Origin of the sequence: Aggregicoccus sp. 17bor-14 (assembly GCF_009659535.1) — a bacterium.
GTDB lineage: Bacteria > Myxococcota > Myxococcia > Myxococcales > Myxococcaceae > Aggregicoccus.
Genome location: NZ_VJZZ01000002.1, coordinates 320820 through 337988 on the forward strand (window position 1 = coordinate 320820; position 17169 = coordinate 337988).

General features: G+C 74.8%; 16 protein-coding genes. 10 read left to right on the forward strand and 6 right to left on the reverse strand.

The window, feature by feature from the left end; translation table 11 throughout:
* Window positions 1-12: 12 nt before the first annotated feature.
* Complete coding sequence (locus FGE12_RS05265) at window positions 13-534, reverse strand: MarR family transcriptional regulator (protein ID WP_194797602.1); 522 nt, start codon at window positions 532-534, stop codon at window positions 13-15.
* A 163-nt stretch (window positions 535-697) separates the two neighbouring features.
* Here FGE12_RS05265 and FGE12_RS05270 point away from each other — a divergent pair, with 163 nt between their 5' ends.
* Window positions 698-1648, forward strand: a complete 951-nt coding sequence (locus FGE12_RS05270) for a methyltransferase (protein ID WP_370458889.1) — start codon at window positions 698-700, stop codon at window positions 1646-1648.
* 6 nt (window positions 1649-1654) lie between these two features.
* Here the strand turns inward: FGE12_RS05270 and FGE12_RS05275 are convergent, their stop codons facing one another.
* Together FGE12_RS05275 and FGE12_RS05280 are read right to left on the reverse strand one after the other, a co-directional pair.
* Complete coding sequence (locus FGE12_RS05275; RefSeq protein WP_153865144.1) at window positions 1655-2422, reverse strand: phosphodiesterase; 768 nt, start codon at window positions 2420-2422, stop codon at window positions 1655-1657.
* A gap of 843 nt (window positions 2423-3265) precedes the next feature.
* Complete coding sequence (locus FGE12_RS05280) at window positions 3266-4066, reverse strand: dimethylarginine dimethylaminohydrolase family protein (protein ID WP_228530582.1); 801 nt, start codon at window positions 4064-4066, stop codon at window positions 3266-3268.
* Between the two features lie 179 nt (window positions 4067-4245).
* Between FGE12_RS05280 and FGE12_RS05285 the strand changes: the two genes are divergently transcribed.
* The 3 genes from FGE12_RS05285 to FGE12_RS05295 all read left to right on the forward strand — a co-directional run bounded on the left by FGE12_RS05285 (window position 4246) and on the right by FGE12_RS05295 (window position 8257).
* Complete coding sequence (locus FGE12_RS05285; RefSeq protein WP_153865146.1) at window positions 4246-5163, forward strand: iron-containing redox enzyme family protein; 918 nt, start codon at window positions 4246-4248, stop codon at window positions 5161-5163.
* Window positions 5164-5241: 78 nt separating this feature from the next.
* Window positions 5242-5574, forward strand: a complete 333-nt coding sequence (locus FGE12_RS05290) for a PadR family transcriptional regulator (RefSeq protein ID WP_153865147.1) — start codon at window positions 5242-5244, stop codon at window positions 5572-5574.
* 4 nt (window positions 5575-5578) lie between these two features.
* On the forward strand, window positions 5579-8257 hold the full coding sequence (locus FGE12_RS05295; protein ID WP_153865148.1) for an ABC transporter permease: 2679 nt from the start codon (window positions 5579-5581) through the stop codon (window positions 8255-8257).
* 21 nt (window positions 8258-8278) lie between these two features.
* On the opposite strand, the gene FGE12_RS05300 is transcribed toward FGE12_RS05295, so the two are convergent.
* Together FGE12_RS05300 and FGE12_RS05305 are read right to left on the reverse strand one after the other, a co-directional pair.
* Window positions 8279-8719: a demethoxyubiquinone hydroxylase family protein gene (locus FGE12_RS05300; protein ID WP_153865149.1), complete on the reverse strand. Its 441-nt coding sequence runs from the start codon at window positions 8717-8719 to the stop codon at window positions 8279-8281.
* Window positions 8720-8878: 159 nt separating this feature from the next.
* Window positions 8879-10726, reverse strand: coding sequence for a hypothetical protein (locus FGE12_RS05305; RefSeq protein ID WP_153865150.1), 1848 nt, complete (start codon window positions 10724-10726; stop codon window positions 8879-8881).
* Window positions 10727-10914: 188 nt separating this feature from the next.
* Here FGE12_RS05305 and FGE12_RS05310 point away from each other — a divergent pair, with 188 nt between their 5' ends.
* From FGE12_RS05310 to FGE12_RS05335, 6 genes are all read left to right on the forward strand, one after another.
* The gene (locus tag FGE12_RS05310; protein WP_153865151.1) at window positions 10915-12015 is read left to right on the forward strand and encodes a type III polyketide synthase; all 1101 of its coding nucleotides are present in this window, start codon (window positions 10915-10917) and stop codon (window positions 12013-12015) included.
* Window positions 12009-12623: an isoprenylcysteine carboxyl methyltransferase family protein gene (locus FGE12_RS05315; RefSeq protein WP_153865152.1), complete on the forward strand. Its 615-nt coding sequence runs from the start codon at window positions 12009-12011 to the stop codon at window positions 12621-12623. Before FGE12_RS05310 ends, FGE12_RS05315 begins: the two co-directional genes overlap by 7 nt.
* A complete protein-coding gene (locus FGE12_RS05320) occupies window positions 12620-12919 on the forward strand; it encodes a phosphopantetheine-binding protein (RefSeq protein ID WP_370458890.1) in 300 nt (99 codons plus the stop codon). Before FGE12_RS05315 ends, FGE12_RS05320 begins: the two co-directional genes overlap by 4 nt.
* On the forward strand, window positions 12916-14691 hold the full coding sequence (locus FGE12_RS05325; protein ID WP_194797603.1) for a fatty acyl-AMP ligase: 1776 nt from the start codon (window positions 12916-12918) through the stop codon (window positions 14689-14691). The genes FGE12_RS05320 and FGE12_RS05325 overlap by 4 nt, the downstream gene beginning before the upstream one ends.
* Before the next feature lie 74 nt (window positions 14692-14765).
* Window positions 14766-15863 carry an NAD(P)/FAD-dependent oxidoreductase gene (locus FGE12_RS05330; RefSeq protein ID WP_153865153.1) on the forward strand — a complete coding sequence of 366 codons (1098 nt, stop codon included), beginning with the start codon at window positions 14766-14768 and terminating at the stop codon, window positions 15861-15863.
* Between the two features lie 219 nt (window positions 15864-16082).
* Window positions 16083-16601 carry a hypothetical protein gene (locus FGE12_RS05335; protein ID WP_153865154.1) on the forward strand — a complete coding sequence of 173 codons (519 nt, stop codon included), beginning with the start codon at window positions 16083-16085 and terminating at the stop codon, window positions 16599-16601.
* Here the strand turns inward: FGE12_RS05335 and FGE12_RS05340 are convergent.
* Window positions 16583-17092 carry a DUF1993 family protein gene (locus FGE12_RS05340; RefSeq protein ID WP_153865155.1) on the reverse strand — a complete coding sequence of 170 codons (510 nt, stop codon included), beginning with the start codon at window positions 17090-17092 and terminating at the stop codon, window positions 16583-16585. The genes FGE12_RS05335 and FGE12_RS05340 overlap by 19 nt on opposite strands.
* Window positions 17093-17169: the final 77 nt, after the last annotated feature.

Here is a 17169-nt window from a genome sequence, read left to right on the forward strand (position 1 = left end):
GGCGGAGGGGGCCTAGGGCTCGGCGCCGCCGTCTTCGGCGGGCTCGGCCGCAGGGCAGGGGGCCAGCTGCAGCAGCTCGGCGAGGCGGGTGCCCAGCTTCTGCAGGATGGTGAAGAGCTGGGTGCGGTCCGCGGGGTCCAGCAGCCCGAGCATGCGCTGCAGCTTCTCCTGCAGGTGGGAGTCCAGCTCGGCGTAGGTCTGGGCGCCCCGGTCCGTGAGCCGGCAGCGCACCACGCGCCGGTCCGCCGTGTCGCGCTCGCGCTGCACGTACGCCTCGCGCTCGAGCCGGTCCACCACGCCCGTCACCGTCTTCTCCGTCACCCCGAGCCGCCGCGCGAGCTCGCCCATGGTGAGCGCGCCGTCCTCGCCGAGCCACAGCAGCGTGTGCAGCTGGGGCGGGGTGAACTGCATCTGCTCGCAGGTGCTCGCGAGCGGGTCGCGAAGGCTGCGCTGGCGCCCCAGGGCGATGAGGAGCGCCTTGAGCTGGGACGCGTCCGCCGCGACTTCTTCCTGCGCTGGGAAATTCCGGGCCACGGAGCATCTATGTACGCGGACCCGCGCCCGGTCAAACCTTCACCCCCGCTCCTGCTCCCTGGGCCAGGGAGGGTCCGGCGGACCCCAGCCCCCGGGCCCGCCTCCGTTCAGTGGCGAGCCCGTGCGGTTGACGGTGGGGCGCGGGCGCCGAAGCTTGCCGGGCGTGAGCGCGCGAGCACTGGCCGAGGGGATGGGGCTGCCGGGCCGGGACCTGGCCCTGGTGGCCCTGGGTGAGGCGCTGCGCGCGCAGGGCTACCGGCACATCACCGTCACCCCCGAAACCCACCGGCGGGTGAACGCGCGGCCCGACAACGCACAGGCGAGGGACCTGCGTGGGGTGTTCGGCTGGAGCCGCCCCTTCGCCTCCGGGCTCCTGCCCGCGCCCCTCGAGCGCCTGCTGGAGGAGGCGGGCGAGCTGCGGCGCGAGCCGGGGGGCCTGCTGCGCAGCGGGGTGCGCTTCTCGAGCCTCGGGCGCGCGCTCTTCGTGCACGACGCGTGGCCCACGCTGAGCGAGGACTCCGTCTTCTTCGGGCCGGACACGTACCGGTTCGCCGCGCAGCTCGCGCGCCTGCCCGGCAGCTTCGGCCGCGCCGTGGACGTGGGCTGCGGCTCGGGGGCGGGCGGGCTCTCGCTGGACGGGCGCGTGGCGCGGCTGCTGCTCGCGGACGTGAGCGGGCGCGCGCTGCGCTTTGCCGGGGTGAACGCCGCGCTCAACGGCCAGCAGGATGCGGCCTGCGTGCACAGCGACGTGCTCGACGGGGTGGAGGGGGACTTCGACCTCATCGCCGCGAACCCGCCGTACATCGTGGACACCGAGGGGCGAACGTACCGCGACGGCGGCGGGCTCTACGGCGCCGAGCTCTCGGTGCGCATCGTGCGCGAGAGCCTCCCGCGCCTCGCCCGCGGCGGCACCCTGCTGCTCTACACCGGCGCGCCCGTGGTGGACGGCGAGGACGTGCTGCTGCGCGCGCTCGAGCCGCTGCTGGGCGCGCACGACGTGGAGGCGCGCTACGAGGAGACCGACCCGGACGTCTTCGGCGAGGAGCTGGAGAAGCCCGAGTACGACCCGGTGGAGCGCATCGCCGTGGCGGTGCTCACCGTGCGCAGGCCCTGAGCGCCCTCACGCGATGGGCAGGGTGTGGGTGACCAGGCCCTCGCCCTCGCGCCACAGGTGCAGCTGCAGCGCCGGCGGCTCGGGGACCATGGTGAGCGAGCCCGCGGGGCGCAGGTCCAGCGCCGCCTGCAGCATCGTGCTCGGGCAGGTGCCCGCGAGCGTCCCCGCGAAGCGCCGCACCACCGCGCGGTGCACGTGCCCGCACAGCACCCGCTCCACCTGCGGGTGGCGCTGCAGGAGCGTGGCGAGCGCGCCCGCGCCCTCGAGCCCCATCGCATCCAGCACCCGCATGCCGGTGGCGAAGGGCGGGTGGTGCAGCGCCACCAGGGTGGGCCGCGCGGGCTCTTCCTTCAGCTGGGCCTCGAGCCACGCGAGCCGCGCGTCGCACAGCTGTCCTCCGTGCTGTCCCTCGACGAGCGTGTCCAGCGCGAGCAGGCGCAGCGGGCCGAGGTCGACCGCGTAGTGCAGGAAGCCCTGCGGCGGGAGGTAGCCGCGGGGCGCGAAGGCGCGGCGCAGCGGCTCGCGCCGGTCGTGGTTTCCCGGCAGCACGTAGAGGGGTGCATGGAGGGGACGCAGCAGCGCGAGCAGCCGCGCGTACTCCTGCTCCGTGCCCTCGTTGACCAGGTCTCCCGTGCACAGTACCGCGTCCGGCGCGGGGTCGAGGCGGTTCAGGTGCGCCACCGCGCGCGCGAGGTGCGCGGCCGAGCCGTAGCGCAGGTCCGCCGCGCTGCCGGGCGCGCAGATGTGCAGGTCGCTGAGCTGGGCGAGGAGCATGCGGAGACCTCCGGAGCGCCACGGTTCGACGCTCCGACAGCAGCGCATCCGCGCGCTCGGGGCGCAAGGGCCATTGCGGTGTGCGCGCGACGGGCCACTGCGCAGGATCGCGCCGGCGTGGTGGAGCGGGGGTCGCGGCTTCGTCGAGGCGGGTGTCGCCCGCTCACCTCGCAGCGATCAGCGCTCGAAGCGCCGGGCATGTCTCGAGGTCGCGCGTCTGCCGAGTGGCTGCGTGGGCGCGCTGGGAGGAGCACGCACGTCGCTCGCGCTCGGATGAAGTCCCGGACGGGACGGGCTCTTTCGCCTGAGCCCAGCGCGGAGGGGCGTCGGCCTGCGCGACGCTCCGGGGGCGCACGCTGGCGAAGCAGGGTGCGCCCGCCCTTTCCCCCCCCCAGGGCGGGGCGACGCGCTGGACGAAATGTTCCGTCCACGCCCGCCGCACCCCGCTCCGGGTGTGCGCGAGCCCCCTCGTCCGGCTCTCCGCTGCGCTCACGGCGCGCGCGCTCGGGAGGCGCTCGGCCGGACGGAACATTTCGTCCACGGCCTCTGGTCCGGAGGGGAGCACCCCTCCCGGGCGCAGGTCGGTGCGGTGCTGAATACAAACCTCGGGACTTTCGAAATCTCCCGAGGTTTGTCGTTAGCTCCGCGCAGCACCTCGCCCGACACCCCCTCCCTCCCGCGCATCCCCGGAGCGCCGCGCAGGGCAGCGCCCGTACGCGCTCGGCGCAAACGACGGGAGCCCGTCCCGTCCTGGCTCCTCCACAGAGCCGATGCGCGCGGGGCACAGCGGGACAGCTTCGTCCCCCCAGAGGGAGAGTGGACAGCCGCGCCTCATGAACAGCGCTACGCAGAGATGGGCTGCACGTCGTCCGCGAGCTCGCGGCGCACCACCGGCTCGGGGCGGTGCACGCGCGAGACGAGGCACGCCGCGCTACCGCCCGCGAGGTGGAACTGGTCGAGCTTCACGCGCACCGGCTTGCGCCCCAGCGCACGCAGCAGCTTCTCCACGTACGGCGCCTGCGCGCCCACCAGCACGCGCTCGCCCACCTCGACGAGGTTGAGGCCGAAGCCCAGCGCCTCCTCGCGCGGCACGTGCAGCACGCGGCTGACGCCCTCGGTGCGCGCGAGCTGCGCGAGCGCCCCGGGCGTGAAGGCCTCGGGGCACACCAGCGCGGTGCCGTCCGAGAGCACGGTGAGCGCGGTGTCCAGGTGGTACAGGTGCGGGTCCCTCAGCTCGAGCGGCGTCACCGGCGCATCGAGGAAGCGCTCGAGCATCGGCGCCGCGCTCGCGCTCGAGCGCTGCCCGTGGCCCAGCAGCGCGCCGCGCGCCCCGGGCAGCATCGCGAGGTCTCCGCCCTCGAAGGGCGCGGGAGGCGGGCTGCAGATCTCGAAGCCCTGCCGGTCGAACACCTGCGCGCGCGCCCGCTGCTCGCTGCGCCGCTCGCCGTACAGCATGGAGGCGAGCAGCGCGCGCCGGCGCCCACCGCGCTCGTGCAGCAGCGCGTTGTCCTTGGAGAAGACCGAGTCGAAGGCGCCGTGCACGAAGGGCAGCTCGAGCAGGCCCGCTCCCGCCTCGAGCAGCGCGCGGCGCAGCGCGCGGTGCTGGCGGCACGCGCGCCTCCAGTCGACCGCGCCCACCTTCATGTGCGGGTTGATGGACCAGGCGACCTGATAGGCGCAATCGCGTGAGCGTGTATGGGTCTTGTCACACCTGAGGGCGCTGAGGGCGAAGGTCGCGGGCATCACGTGGCGAAACTCCAGAGACGTTCCCATCCTTGTACTCGCGGGCACTGAAGCCCGCCCTGACACAAAGGGTGTGCACCATGAGCGGGCTTGGCGAGGTGGGCAGGGCAGAGCGCTTCTCTGGGGAGCGTTCGCCCGAGGCCCTGCATCGCTACCTCCTGCGTTTCAACCAGCACCGGCTTCGTCCGTCCTTTCCCTCGGAGAGCTGGCAGGCGGACGTGGAGGAGGAGCTTCGCGGGCGGCTCGCGGAGGGCGACTTCGTGGAGAGCGCGCGCGCCGAGGTGGCCACGCGCGCGGCGACGGCCCCGCGCGACGTGGACGGCTTCCTCGCCTGGTTCGAGGACCTGAAGCACACGGGCCCCGGCCAGCACGACCCGCTCTTCCCCTGGCTCGCCACCGAGGCGAGCCTCGAGCAGCTGCGCTGGTTCCTCACCCAGGAGGTGGCCGGCGAGGCGGGCTTCGACGACCTCGTCGCCCTCACCCAGGTGAAGCTGCCCACGCAGGCGAAGCTGGAGCTCGCGCGCAACTACTGGGACGAGATGGGCCGCGGCCGCGAGAACGCGATGCACGGGCCCATGCTCGAGGAGCTCGCCCACGCGCTCGACCTGCAGCCGCGCGAGGAGGAGACCGTCTGGGAGGCGCACGCGCTGGCGAACCTGCTCGTCGCGCTCGCGGCCAACCGCCGCTACACCTTCCACGCCGTGGGCGCGCTGGGCGCGGTGGAGCTCACCGCGCCGGGGCGCGCGCTGCTGGTGAACGAGGGCCTGCAGCGCCTCGGCTTCGGCATGCCGGTGCGCCGCTACTACGCGCTGCACTCCACGCTGGACGTGAAGCACTCCGAGGACTGGAACCGCGAGGTGCTGCGCCCGCTCGTGGCGGAGGACCCCGCGCGCGCGCGCGCCATCGCGGAAGGGGCGCTGATGCGCCTGCAGGCGGGCGCTCTCTGCTTCGAGCGCTACCGGCGCGAGCTGGGCCTGAGGCTGCACCCCGTGCACTGAGGTCCACCCCCACCCGCTCCCCTTGACAGCTGAGGGGAGGGGTGTGAGAGCCTTCCCCTAAGCAAACAAGGGGAAGGCATGGCCGAGACGACGCTGGAGCTGCTGCAGGGCACGCTGGACGTGCTCATCCTCAAGAGCCTCTCGTGGGGCCCGCGCCACGGTTATGCCGTGGCGGACTCCATCCGGGAGCGCAGCGGCGAGGCCCTGCGCATCGAGGAGGGGGCGCTGTACCCGGCGCTGCACCGGCTGGAGAAGCGCGGCCTGCTGAGCGCCGAGTGGGGCGTCTCCGAGAACAACCGGCGCGCCAAGTTCTACAGCCTCACCCCCCGCGGGCGGGCCCAGCTGCGCAGCGAGACGCAGCAGTGGGTGGCGTACGCGGCGGCGGTGAGCCGCGTGCTGCAGGCGGCGTGACGTCATGCGGCGCGCCCCTCCCTTCAAGCGGCTGCTTCGCCCCTTCCGCGCGCCCCTCGAGGACGACGTGGACGAGGAGCTGCGGCTGCACCTGGAGCTGAGCGCGGAGGCGCTGCGGCGGCGCGAGGGGCTGGACGCACGCGAGGCCGAGGTGGAGGCGCTGCGGCGCTTCGGAGACGTGGGGCGCGTGCGCGAGGCGTGCGTGGCGGTGGACAGGCAGAAGGAGCGACAGATGAAGCTGAGCGAGTTCTTCGAGTCCCTGGTGCAGGACCTCACCTACGCGGCGCGCTCCCTGCGCCGCAGCCCCGGCTTCGCGCTGGTGGCGGTGCTCACGCTGGCGCTGGGCATCGGCGCGAACACCGCGCTCTTCAGCGTGGTGCGCGGCGTGCTCCTGCGCCCCTTGCCCTACCCGCAGCCCGAGCAGCTCGCGCGCTTCTATCCGGCCAACCCCAAGGAGGGCATCGAGCGCGGGGTCATCAGCCCCATCGACCTGGAGGACTGGCGCACGCGCTCGCACAGCTTCGAGGCGCTCGGGGGCTACTGGAACGCGGAGGGCATGAGCGGGGTGGACCTCACCGGGGACGGGCCCCCCGAGCGGCTGCCGTCCACCTACGTCACCGGCGAGCTCTTCATGGCGCTGCGCGCGCCGCCCCTGCTGGGGCGCGCGCTGCAGCCGGAGGACATGGTGGAGGGGCGCAACCGGGTGGCGGTGATCAGCCACGGGCTGTGGCAGCGCCGCTTCGGCTCGGACCCGGGCATCATCGGGCGCAGCCTCATGCTGGAGGCGAAGCCCATCACGGTGGTGGGGGTGATGCCCGCGGGCTTCCAGTTCCCGGACGAGCGCTCCCAGGTGTGGCTGCCCACGACGCTCATCCCGGAGGACGGCATCCCGCGCAAGCGCGTGGTGCGCTGGCTCAGCGTGGTGGGGCGGCTCAAGGGGGGCGTGGCGCTGGAGACGGCGCGCGAGGAGCTCGCGCGCATCGCCCAGGAGCTGGAGCGCGAGCACCCGGAGAGCAACGCGAAGTGGAGCGGGGTGACGGCGCAGGGGCTGCAGGAGTCCGTGGTGGGCGAGATGCGCGTGGCGCTGCTGGTGCTGCTGGGAGCCGTGGCGCTCATCCTGCTCATCGCCTGCGCGAACCTCGCGAACCTGCTGCTCGCGCGCGCCACGGTGCGCGCCCGCGAGCTCGGGGTGCGCGCGGCGCTGGGCGCCTCTCCCGGAAGGCTCGTGCGCCAGCTGCTCACCGAGAGCCTGCTGCTCTCGCTGCTGGGCGGGGCGCTGGGGCTGCTCTTCGCGCACTGGGGCGCGGCGGGCCTCATCGCGCTCGCCGAGGGGCAGCTGCCGCGCGCGGATGAAGTCCACCTGGACGCGGGGGTGCTCCTCTTCGCGCTGGGTGTCTCGGTGCTCACGGGGCTGGTCTTCGGGCTCCTGCCGGCGCTGCGCGCAGGCAGCCCGCGGCTCAACGAGCTGCTGCGCGGCGCCGGGCGCAGCGTGGGCGGGGCGGGGGCGCGGCTGCGCAACGGCCTGGTGGTGGCCGAGGTGGCGCTCGCGGTGATGCTCGCCGCCGGCGCGGGGCTCGCCACGCGCTCGCTCCTGCACCTGCTGCAGGTGGACCCGGGCTTCAAGCCGGAGGGCGCCGCGGTGGTGACCTTCTCCGTGCCCGACGCGCGCACGACGCCGGAGGCGGGCGGCGCGCCCTACATCAACCAGGTGCTGGACGCGGTGCGCGCGGCGCCGGGCGTGCGCGTGGCGGCGGGCGCCAAGTCCCTTCCGCTCGACAGCGCGGGCGAGCCCTATGCGTACGGGCTCCCGGATCGCCCGGCCGCGCGCACCGAGGAGTACGTGCGCGCCGAGACCACGCCGGTGAGCATCGACTACTTCAAGGCCATGGGTACGCCGCTGCTGAAAGGCCGCGACTTCCAGGCCTCGGACGACTGGGGCGAGAAGTCGCCGCTGGTGCTCATCGTCAACCAGGCCTTCGCGCGCCGCTACCTGCCGGGCAAGGACCCCATCGGGCAGACGCTGCTGCTCAACGCGCCGAACAACCCGGGCACGGTGATCGGCGTGGTGGGCGACATGCGCACGACCGAGCTCTCCAAGGCCGCCGAGCCCGCGGTCTACGTGCACTACTCGCAGATGAGCCGCTCGCGGGTGAACCTGGTGGTGCGCGGCGAGGGCAAGCCGCTGGAGCTGGCGGCGCGCGTGCGCGAGGCCATCTGGCGCGTGAACGGCCAGCAGACCCTCACCCGCATCACCTCGCTCGAGGCGATCAGCAGCCGCGCGGTGGCGCGGCCGCGGCTGCTCGCGGTGCTGCTGGGGCTCTTCGCGGGGCTGGGCCTCGTGCTGGGCGCGGTGGGCATCTACGGGGTGCTCGCGTACACCGTGAGCCAGCGGCGCCAGGAGATCGGCGTGCGGCTCGCGCTGGGCGCGGCCCCGCGCGACGTGCTGCGCCTGGTGGTGGTGAGCGGGATGACGCTCGCGGGCGTGGGCGTGCTCGCGGGGCTCGCCTTCGCCTTCGGCCTCTCGCGCCTCATGCAGAGCGTGCTCTACGGCATCGCCCCCACCGACCCGCTCACCTTCGCGGCCGTCGCGCTGGTGCTGCTGGGCGTCGCGCTCGCCGCGTGCTGGCTTCCCGCGCGCCGCGCCACGCGGGTGGACCCCGCCCTGGCGCTGCGCGCGGAGTAGCGGGCCGCCGCCCGCGACCGGCTAGTGCAGCGTCTTCTTGAGCTTGCTCAGCCGGTCGTGGCTGCGCTGCTGTGCGGGCAGCAGCTCCATGCGCGCGAAGCGGCGCGCCTCGCCGTGCAGGTGGTCCACGTCGCGCCGGTAGTCGGCGAGCCCGTGGTCCTCGCCCTGCTCCAGGGCCTGGATGGCTGCCTTCTCGCCGAGCGCGTCGGCGCCCGCCTGCAGCAGCTCCGTGAGGGCGCCCCAGATGCCCGAGCTCTCGGTCGGCTGGCCGCCCAGCCGCTCGATGCGCTCGCGCAGCGCCGCCACGCGCGCCTCGTGGTCGCGCTCCAGCTCCTCGAGCTCGGTGCGCAGCCGGGCCTCCTTCACGTGGCCCAGGGCCTTCTTGTAGGTCTCCACCGCGGAGATCTCCCCGCGCAGGAACGAGTTGAGGGTCTCGACCGATTCGGTATCCGCGCGCGACATGCGGGTGCCTCCAGAGGAAGGGGATGAAGTCCAAAGGTGGCACCGCGCGGGGCGCTGGCAACGGCCGCGCGGTACCAGGCCCGCGCGTCCCCGGGCGGCACGCGGGGGGGCCGCCTGCTCTGCTGCCCTCCGGGAATCCGGCGGGCTCCGGGAGCGCCGCTAGAGTGGTCCGCGCAGCACCTGCACGCCGCGCTCGCGCGCGAGGCGCTCGGCGCCGCCGGCCGTCACGCTCGTAGCGCGCAGGTCCAGCACCCGCAGGTGCCGCAGCCGCGCGAGCCCCGGCAGCCCCGCGTCCGTCACCTGCGTGCGCGGCAGGTACAGCTCCACGAGCCCGGGCGGGAGGGCCGCGAGGCTGCCATCGCCGAGCGGGTTGAGGGCGAGGTTGAGCCAGCGCAGGCCCGCGAGCGGCGTCAGCGGCGCGAGGTCCGCGTCCGTGAGCCCGAGCTGGCTGAGCTCCAGCGCGTGCAGCTGCGCGAGGCCCGCGAGCGCGGGCAGGGCCTCCGCGCGCACCAGGGTCGCGCCCAGGTGCAGCGTCTCGAGCTGTGGCAGCGCGCGCGCGGCCGCCTCCAGCGTGACGGAGGTCGCGCGCGTGCGGGTGAGCTTCAGCGCGCGCAGGTGCCCCCACGCGGAGAGCAGCGGCGCGCCGTCGTCCGTGAAGCCGGTGTGGCTCAGGTCCAGGTCCTGGAGCGCCGTGAGCCCCTCGAGCGCGGCGAGGCCCCGGGGGCCGACGGGGGTGTCCGAGAGGTCCAGCACCTCGAGCGCGCGGAGCTTGGCGAGGGGCGCGAGAGAGGCGTCCGTGAGGCGCAGCCCCGCGAGCCCCAGCGCGCGCAGGGAGGACAGCCCCGCGAGGTGCGCGAGGCCGCCGGGCCCCACCCGCGTGCGCGAGAGGCTCAGCTCGCGCAGGGCGCCCAGGTGCGCGAGCCGGCGCACGCCCGCGTCCGTGACCCGGGTGCCGTCCAGCTCCAGCTCCTCCAGCTGCGCGAGCGCGCCCAGGTGCGAGAGCCCCGCGTCCGTCACCCGCGTGTCCCCCAGCACCAGCGCGCGCAGGTGCACGAGCCGGGCGAGGTGCGCGAGCCCCGCGTTCCCCACGCGCGTGCGGTGCAGGTGCAGCGCCTCCAGGGTGGCGAGGCCCGCGAGGTGCGCGAGCCCCCGGTCCGTCACCTCCGTGCGCGCGAGCCCGAGCGCGCGCAGCGCGGGCAGCGCGGAGAGGTACGCGAGGCCTGCGTCCGTCACCCGCGAGCCGCTGAGCACCAGCGTGTGCAGCGCGGCGCCGGGGTGGCCCTCTCCGGATCCCTTCGGCGCCTCGAGCGCCGCGAGCGCCGCGTCCGAGAGCGGGGTGTCCGAGGCATCGAGCACCTCGAGCCCGCGCGCCCGCGCGAGCAGCGGCAGGCCGCGCGCGCCCACCGCGGTGCCCGCCACCACCAGCGTGCGCAGCGCCTCGGGCGCGCCGGGGGCCGAGAGCGCGTCCAGCCCCGCGTCCGTCACGGCCGTCTCCGCGACGTAGAGGGCCTCGAGCCCGGGCAGGTGCGCGAAGGCCGCCGCGAGCCCGCGGTCCGTCACCCGGGTGCGGTCCAGCATCAGCACCCGCAGCGCGGGCAGGGTGGGCAGGGCGGCGAGGTGCGCGTCCGTGGCCCCGGTGTCCGAGAGGTCCAGGGCGGTGAGGGGCGTGCGCTCGAGCAGGCGGGTGAGCAGGGCGGGCGGGGGCAGGGGCGTGCCGTCGAAGGCGAGCGCGGGCACGGCCGCCTCGCGCAGCAGCCGCGCGAGCGCCTCCGCGCGCCCCTCCGAGTCCACCGCCACCAGCGGCACCGCGAGCCAGTCCCCGCCCGGGTGCAGGGGGCCGGGAAGGGTGCCCAGCACCACGCTCGCGCCGCCCTCCTTGCGCTGCAGCACCTGCAGGAGCGGCGGCGCAGGGGCCGGGGCGGGCGGCGGGGGCGGGAGCGCGCGCTGCGCCGGGGCCGCGCAGGCGGCGAGCAGCAGCAGCAGCAGCATGGGGCCGGCTCGGCGCACCGCGCGACCTCCTTCCCGTGCCGTGGAGGCCCCACCCTCCCACCGGCCTGCGCCGCGGGGCGCTATTCCCCGCCTGTCCAGGCCTTGCGTGTCGACCAGCCGACAGGACAGGCAGGGGGCCGTATGGGGGAGAGCATTCTCCGCAAGGACGATCGCGCCGGGGCGCGCTGGCGTTTAGCGTCAAGGGTATGTCCAGCCCCGCGCACTCCCTTCCTGCCCCGGCGCTCCGCGCGGTGGCCCGGGGCCTTCCGCCCCACTACGCCACGCAGGAGCAGCTCATCGAGGCGTTCCGGGCGGCGTGGGCCCAGAAGCACTTCAACGTGGAGCGCCTGGAGGACCTGCACCGCGCGGTGCAGGTGACGGGGCGCCACCTCGCGCGCCCGCTCGCGGACTACGCCGCGCTGCAGAGCTTCCGCGCGCGCAACGACGCGTGGATCGAGGCGGCGCTGGAGCTGGGCGAGCGCGTGGCGCGCGACGCGCTCGGCAAGGCGGGGCTCACCCCGGCAGACGTGGACCAGGTGTTCTTCGTCACCGTGACGGGCATCGCCACGCCCAGCATCGACGCGCGCCTGATGAACCGGCTCGGCCTGCGCCCGGACGTGAAGCGCAGCCCCCTCTTCGGGCTGGGCTGCGTGGCGGGGGCAGCGGGGCTCGCGCGGGCGGCGGACGCGCTGCGCGCCTGGCCGCGCGGCGTGTCGCTGTTGCTCGCGGTGGAGCTGTGCTCGCTCACGCTGCAGCGCGAGGACCTCTCCATCCCCAACATCATCGCGAGCGGGCTCTTCGGCGACGGCGCGGCGTGCGCGGTGCTCGTGGGCGGCGAGCGCGCGGCGGAGCTCACGGCGCAGGGCGTCCCGGCCCCGCGCGTGGTGGACACCCGCAGCGTGTTCTACCCGGACAGCGAGCGCGTGATGGGCTGGGACGTGGTGGACACCGGCTTCAAGGTGGTGCTCAGCGCGAAGGTGCCGCAGCTGGTGCGCGAGCACGTGCGCACGGACGTGGACGGCTTCCTCTCCGCGCACGGCCTCACCCGCGCGGACGTGAAGCACTGGGTGGCGCACACCGGAGGGCCCAAGGTGCTGGAGGCCTTCGAGGGCGCGCTGGAGCTGCCGCCGGGAGCGCTCGCGCGCTCGTGGGCGAGCCTCAAGGAGGTGGGCAACCTGTCCAGCGCCTCGGTGCTCTTCGTGATGTCGGAGCTGCTCGAGAGCGGCGAGGCGAAGGCGGGCGACTGGGGGCTGATGCTCGCCATGGGCCCGGGCTTCTGCGCGGAGCTGGTGCTGCTGCGATGGTGACGCGCCACGCCCTCTTCTACGGCTTCATGGGGCTGCTCGCGCTGGAGCGCGGGGTGGAGCTCGTGCTCTCGCGCCGCAACGCGCAGCGCGCCTTCGCCCGCGGGGGCGTGGAGACGGGGCAGCGCCACTACCGGGTGATGGTGGTGCTGCACTCGCTCTTCCTCGCGGCCTGCGTGCTGGAGGTGGCCCTGCTGGAGCGCCCCTTCCCGGGGCTGCTCGGCTGGGCGGCGCTCGCGCTCGCGCTCGGGTCGCAGGGCTTGCGCTACTGGGCCATCGCCACGCTGGGCGAGCGCTGGAACTCGCGCATCATCGTGGTGCCGGGCCTGCCTCCGGTCACGGGCGGGCCCTACCGCTTCCTGCGCCACCCCAACTACGTGGCCGTGGTGCTCGAGCTCGCGTGCGTGCCGCTCATCCACGGCGCGTGGGTGACGGCGCTCGTGTTCAGCGCGGCCAACGCGTGGCTGCTGCGCGTGCGCATCCGCGCCGAGGAGGCCGCGCTGGGCAGCAGCTGGGCGCACGCCTTCGAGGGCCGGCCGCGCTTCCTTCCCGAAGTCCCTGCAGCCAGAGGCAACCCTGCCACGTCCCATCCTGAACGAGGTGCACCGTGAGTGGCGCTGACGTGACTGGCGTGCGCGAGCAGGAGGTGCTCGCGGAGATCCGCCGCATCGCCGCCGAGGAGCTGGAGTGGACCCGGCCCGTGCAGCCGCAGGACGACCTGCTGCGCGACCTGCAGCTGGACAGCCTGGGGCTCACGGTGCTCGCGGTGGGGCTGGAGAACCGCTTCCGGGTGCGGCTCACCGAGGAGGACAGCGCCGGGGTGCTCACCGTGCAGGACCTGATGCGCCTGGTCGCGACGCGTACGGCGGAGACGGCCGCCGCGGCGGAGCAGGAGGTGCGCCCGTGAGAGGCCCCGCGCTGCCCACGCCCCGCTTCGACACGCTCAACGACACGCTCGCGGCCGCGGCGCAGACCGGGCACGGGCTCGTGTTCGTGGACGCGGCCGAGCGCGAGGAGCGCCTGTCCTGGGACGAGGTCCACGCGCGCGCGCGGCGCACCGCCGCAGGGCTGCGCGAGCTGGGCGTGCGCGAGGGGGACCGGGTGGCGCTGCTCCTGCCCACCAGCCCCCACTTCATGGACGCCTTCTTCGGCGCGCTGCTCGCCGGCGCGGTGCCCGTGCCCCTCTACCCGCCGGTGCGCCTCGGGCGGCTCGAGGAGTACCACCGCACCACGGTGCGCATGCTGCAGCTCACGGGCAGCTGCGTGGTGCTCACGGACTCGCGCGTGCGCCTGCTGCTGGGGCCCAGCGTGCAGGCGGCGCGCCCGCGGCTGGGCTGCCGCACGGTGGACGACGTGCGCGAGCGCGGTGGGCTCGTGGCGCCGGCGGCCGTGTCTCCGGAGGCGCTCGGCCTCATCCAGTTCTCCAGCGGCTCCACGGTGGACCCGAAGCCGGTGGCCCTGAGCCACCGCGTGCTCATGGCCCAGCTCGCCGCGCTGCACCTCGAGGTGCCCGTGCCCGAGGGGGCGCCGCGCGTGGGCGTGAGCTGGCTGCCGCTGTACCACGACATGGGACTGGTGGGCTGCCTGCTGCTCGCCATGTACCACCCGGGCGACCTGGTGCTCATCCCGCCCGAGCTCTTCCTCGCGCGCCCCGGGCTGTGGCTGCGCGCGCTCTCGCGCCACCGCGGCTTCATCAGCCCCGCGCCCAACTTCGCCTACGGCCTGTGCCTCAAGCGGGTGAAGGACGCGGAGCTGGAGGGCGTGGACCTGAGCGGCTGGACGCAGGCGCTCAACGGCGCGGAGCCGGTGAGCGTGGAGACCTTCCGCCGCTTCAGCGAGCGCTTCGGGCGCTGGGGCTTCCGCGCGAGCGCGTGCCGCCCGGTGTACGGGATGAGCGAGACGGCGCTCGCCGTCACCTTCCCGCCGCAGGGGCGCGGGGTGCGCAGCCTGGCGGTGGACGCGCAGGTGCTCGCGCGCGAGGGGCGGGCCTCTGCCGGGGAGGGCGAGGCCGCGCGCCACTTCGCCTCGGTGGGCCGGCCGCTCGCGGGCTTCGAGGTGGAGGTGTGGGGCGAGGACGGCCAGCCCCTGCCCGAGGGCCGCGTGGGGCGCATCCGGGTGCGCGGGCCCAGCGTGATGACGGGCTACTTCGGGCTGCCGGAGGCCACGGTGCGCGCGCTGAGCGCGGACGGGTGGCTGGACACCGGAGACCTCGGCTTCTGCGAGGGCGGCGAGCTGTTCATCACGGGGCGCGCGAAGGACCTGGTCATCGTGCGCGGGGCGAACCACGCGCCGCAGGCCTTCGAGGATCCGCTCGAGGGCGTGGAGGGCGTGCGCACCGGGTGCGCGGTCGCGCTCGGCTTCACGCCGCCGGGCGAGGAGGACGAGGCGCTGCTGCTGCTCGCCGAGCGCGCGGGGACGGGCGAGGCGGCGGACGACGCAACGGTGGAGGAGCACATCCGGCAGGCGGTGTTGGCTGCCACCGGCATCCGCCCGCACACCGTGCGCCTGCTCGCCCCCGGCACGCTGCCGCGCACCAGCAGCGGCAAGCTGCGCCGCCAGGAGGCGCTGCGGCGCTACCTCGCCGGCGAGCTGCATCCGCCCAAGCACATGGGCGCGGTGGGCATGGCGGTGGAGGTGGCGCGCAGCGCGCTCGCGTTCGCGAGGGCGCGCGAGGGCTGAAGGTCTCTTCCTCCCGGGGTTCGCGGGCGAAGAGGTCCCCTCTCCCCCTGGGAGAGGGAAAGGGTGAGGGATAGATGCAACTGGACTGCGACATCGCGATCGCCGGTGGAGGCCCCGCGGGGCTCGCGGCGGCCGTGTGCGCAGCCCGGGCGGGACTCAGCGCGGTGGTGCTCGAGCGCGCCTTCACTCCACGCGACAAGGCCTGCGGCGAGGGACTGATGCCCGGCGGGCTCGCGGCGCTCGAGCGCATGGGCGTGCTGCCCCACCTGGACCTGCGCGAGAGCGCGCCCTACGTGGGCATCCGGTACGTGCAGGAGGACGGCACCCAGGTGGAGGGACGGCTGCCGGGCGGGGGCGGGCTGGGCATCCGCCGGCTCGCGCTCTCGGACGCGCTCTCGGCCCGCGCGCGAGAGCTGGGCGTGCGGCTGCAGGAGCGCGCGCAGGTGACGGCGCACCGGCGCGTGCCGGGCGGCATCGAGGTGGACACGGCCGCGGGCACACTGCGCGCGCGGCTCCTGGTGGCGGCGGATGGGCTCGCGAGCCCGCTGCGCCACGCAGAGGGACTCGACGTGCCGGTGCACGGCCCGCGGCGCTTCGGGCTGCGGCGGCACTTCGCGCGGCCCGCGTGGAGCCCCTTCGTCGAGGTGCACTTCGCGGACGGCGTCGAGGCCTACGTGACGCCTGCAGGAACCTCACGCGTGGGCGTGGCCTTCCTGTGGGAGGACGGCGCCGCCCAGAAGGTGAGCTTCGAGTCACTCCTCGCGCGCTTCCCCGTGCTGCAGGAGCAGCTCGCGGGCACCGCGCCCGACTCGGAGGCGCGCGGGGCGGGGCCGCTCGCACGCCGCGCCCGCTCGCGCGTGGCGGACCGCTTCGTGCTGCTGGGAGATGCCGCGGGCTATGTAGATGCGTGCACGGGGGAGGGGCTGAGCCTCGCCTTCACCTGCGCGGAGGCACTCGGGCAGGTGCTGCCCGGAGCGCTCGCGCAGGGCGCAGACGCGCGCGCACTCGCTCCCTACGAGCGCGCGTTCCGCCGGGCCTTCCGGAGCTACGCGTGGACCGCCGGGGCGCTGCTCTTCCTCGCGCGCCGGCCCCGCGCGCGCAGGGCCGTCATCCGCTCTCTCTCCCGCCACCCGCAGCTCTTCGAGCGCCTGCTCCGGCTCGCCGTGGTCTGACCGCAGCCTCCCTCTCCCCCCTGGGAGAGGGCCGGGGTGAGGGAGCCGGGCGAAGCTGCGCACCTGTGCAAAGAGCTGCGCACCTGTGCAAAGAGCGAGAACGGCGCGCGCTCATCGGCACCTGCCGTCCCACATGGAGGAACGTCGACCCGCCGCTCGATCGATGGAGAGTGCGCCCCGCGCGTCGCGGCCGGCACGTGTTCTGCAGAGCCACCTGCCATGCTCACCGCGCTGCTCTTCCTGCCGCCCACGCTGCTGCTCTCGCAGGCCCCCGCTGCGCCCACGCCCGCGCCGAGTGACGCCCCACGCGTCCCCGTCGCCCTCGACGTTGGCCAGAAGGTGCGCGTCACCACGGGTCTGCGAGTGCAGACGGGGCACTACTTCATGCAGCGCGATGGCCTGTTCCATCTCGTGCTTCCGGACGGCCAGAAGGGCAGCGTCCCCGTGGCGGCACTCACCGAGGTGGCGGTGCCCACCCACTCCATGCGCACCGCCGTCCTCATCGGAGGTGGCGCCGGGGCGCTCCTGGGAGGAGCGCTGGCCGGCGGCTACGCGGGTGTTGCCAAGGCGGTGGGGGAGAGCGATCAAACGATCTCCGTCCCTCGGTACGCCGGGTTCGGTGCGCTGACGGGCGCGGCGTTCGGCGCGCTCATCGGCGTGCTGGTCGGCAGCACCTACCCCGACTGGAAGCCGGTCTACGTGCGGCCCGAAGCGGACACTCAGCGCCCGCCGAGGTAGTCGGCCTTGCCCAGGTCCACGCCGTTGTGGCGCAGCAGGGCGTAGGTCATGGTCGCGTGGAAGAAGAAGTTCGGCAGGGCGTGGCCCTTCAGGTACGCCTCGCCGGTGAACTGCAGCGGCTCGCCCGTGCGGCGCGGCACGCTGATGGGCCGCTCCTCGCTGCCGTCGACCTGCTCGGCCTTCACCGTCTTCAGGTAGTCGATGGTCTTCGCGATGCGCGCCTCGAGCTCCTTGAGCGTGGCCTCGTTGTCCTCGAACTTCGGGGCCTCGGCGGCTGCGAGCCGCGCCACGCCGAGCTTCGCCGAGTCACAGGCGATCTGGATCTGGTTCTTGAAGGGCAGCATGTCCGGCGCGAGCCGCGCGGTGAGCAGCGTGTTCGGGTCGAACTTCTTCGTCTCCGCGAACGCCGCCGCCTTGCCCAGCCACGTCTGCATGTTGCCGAGCATCTTCAGGAAGACGGGGACGCTGGCCGAGTACATGGAAATCGCCATGGGGTGCTCCTTGCTGGAGAAGAGGGAGGCCCACCTCTACAGCGCAGCGCGCCTCAGCGCTCGTGAAGTTGCTGCCA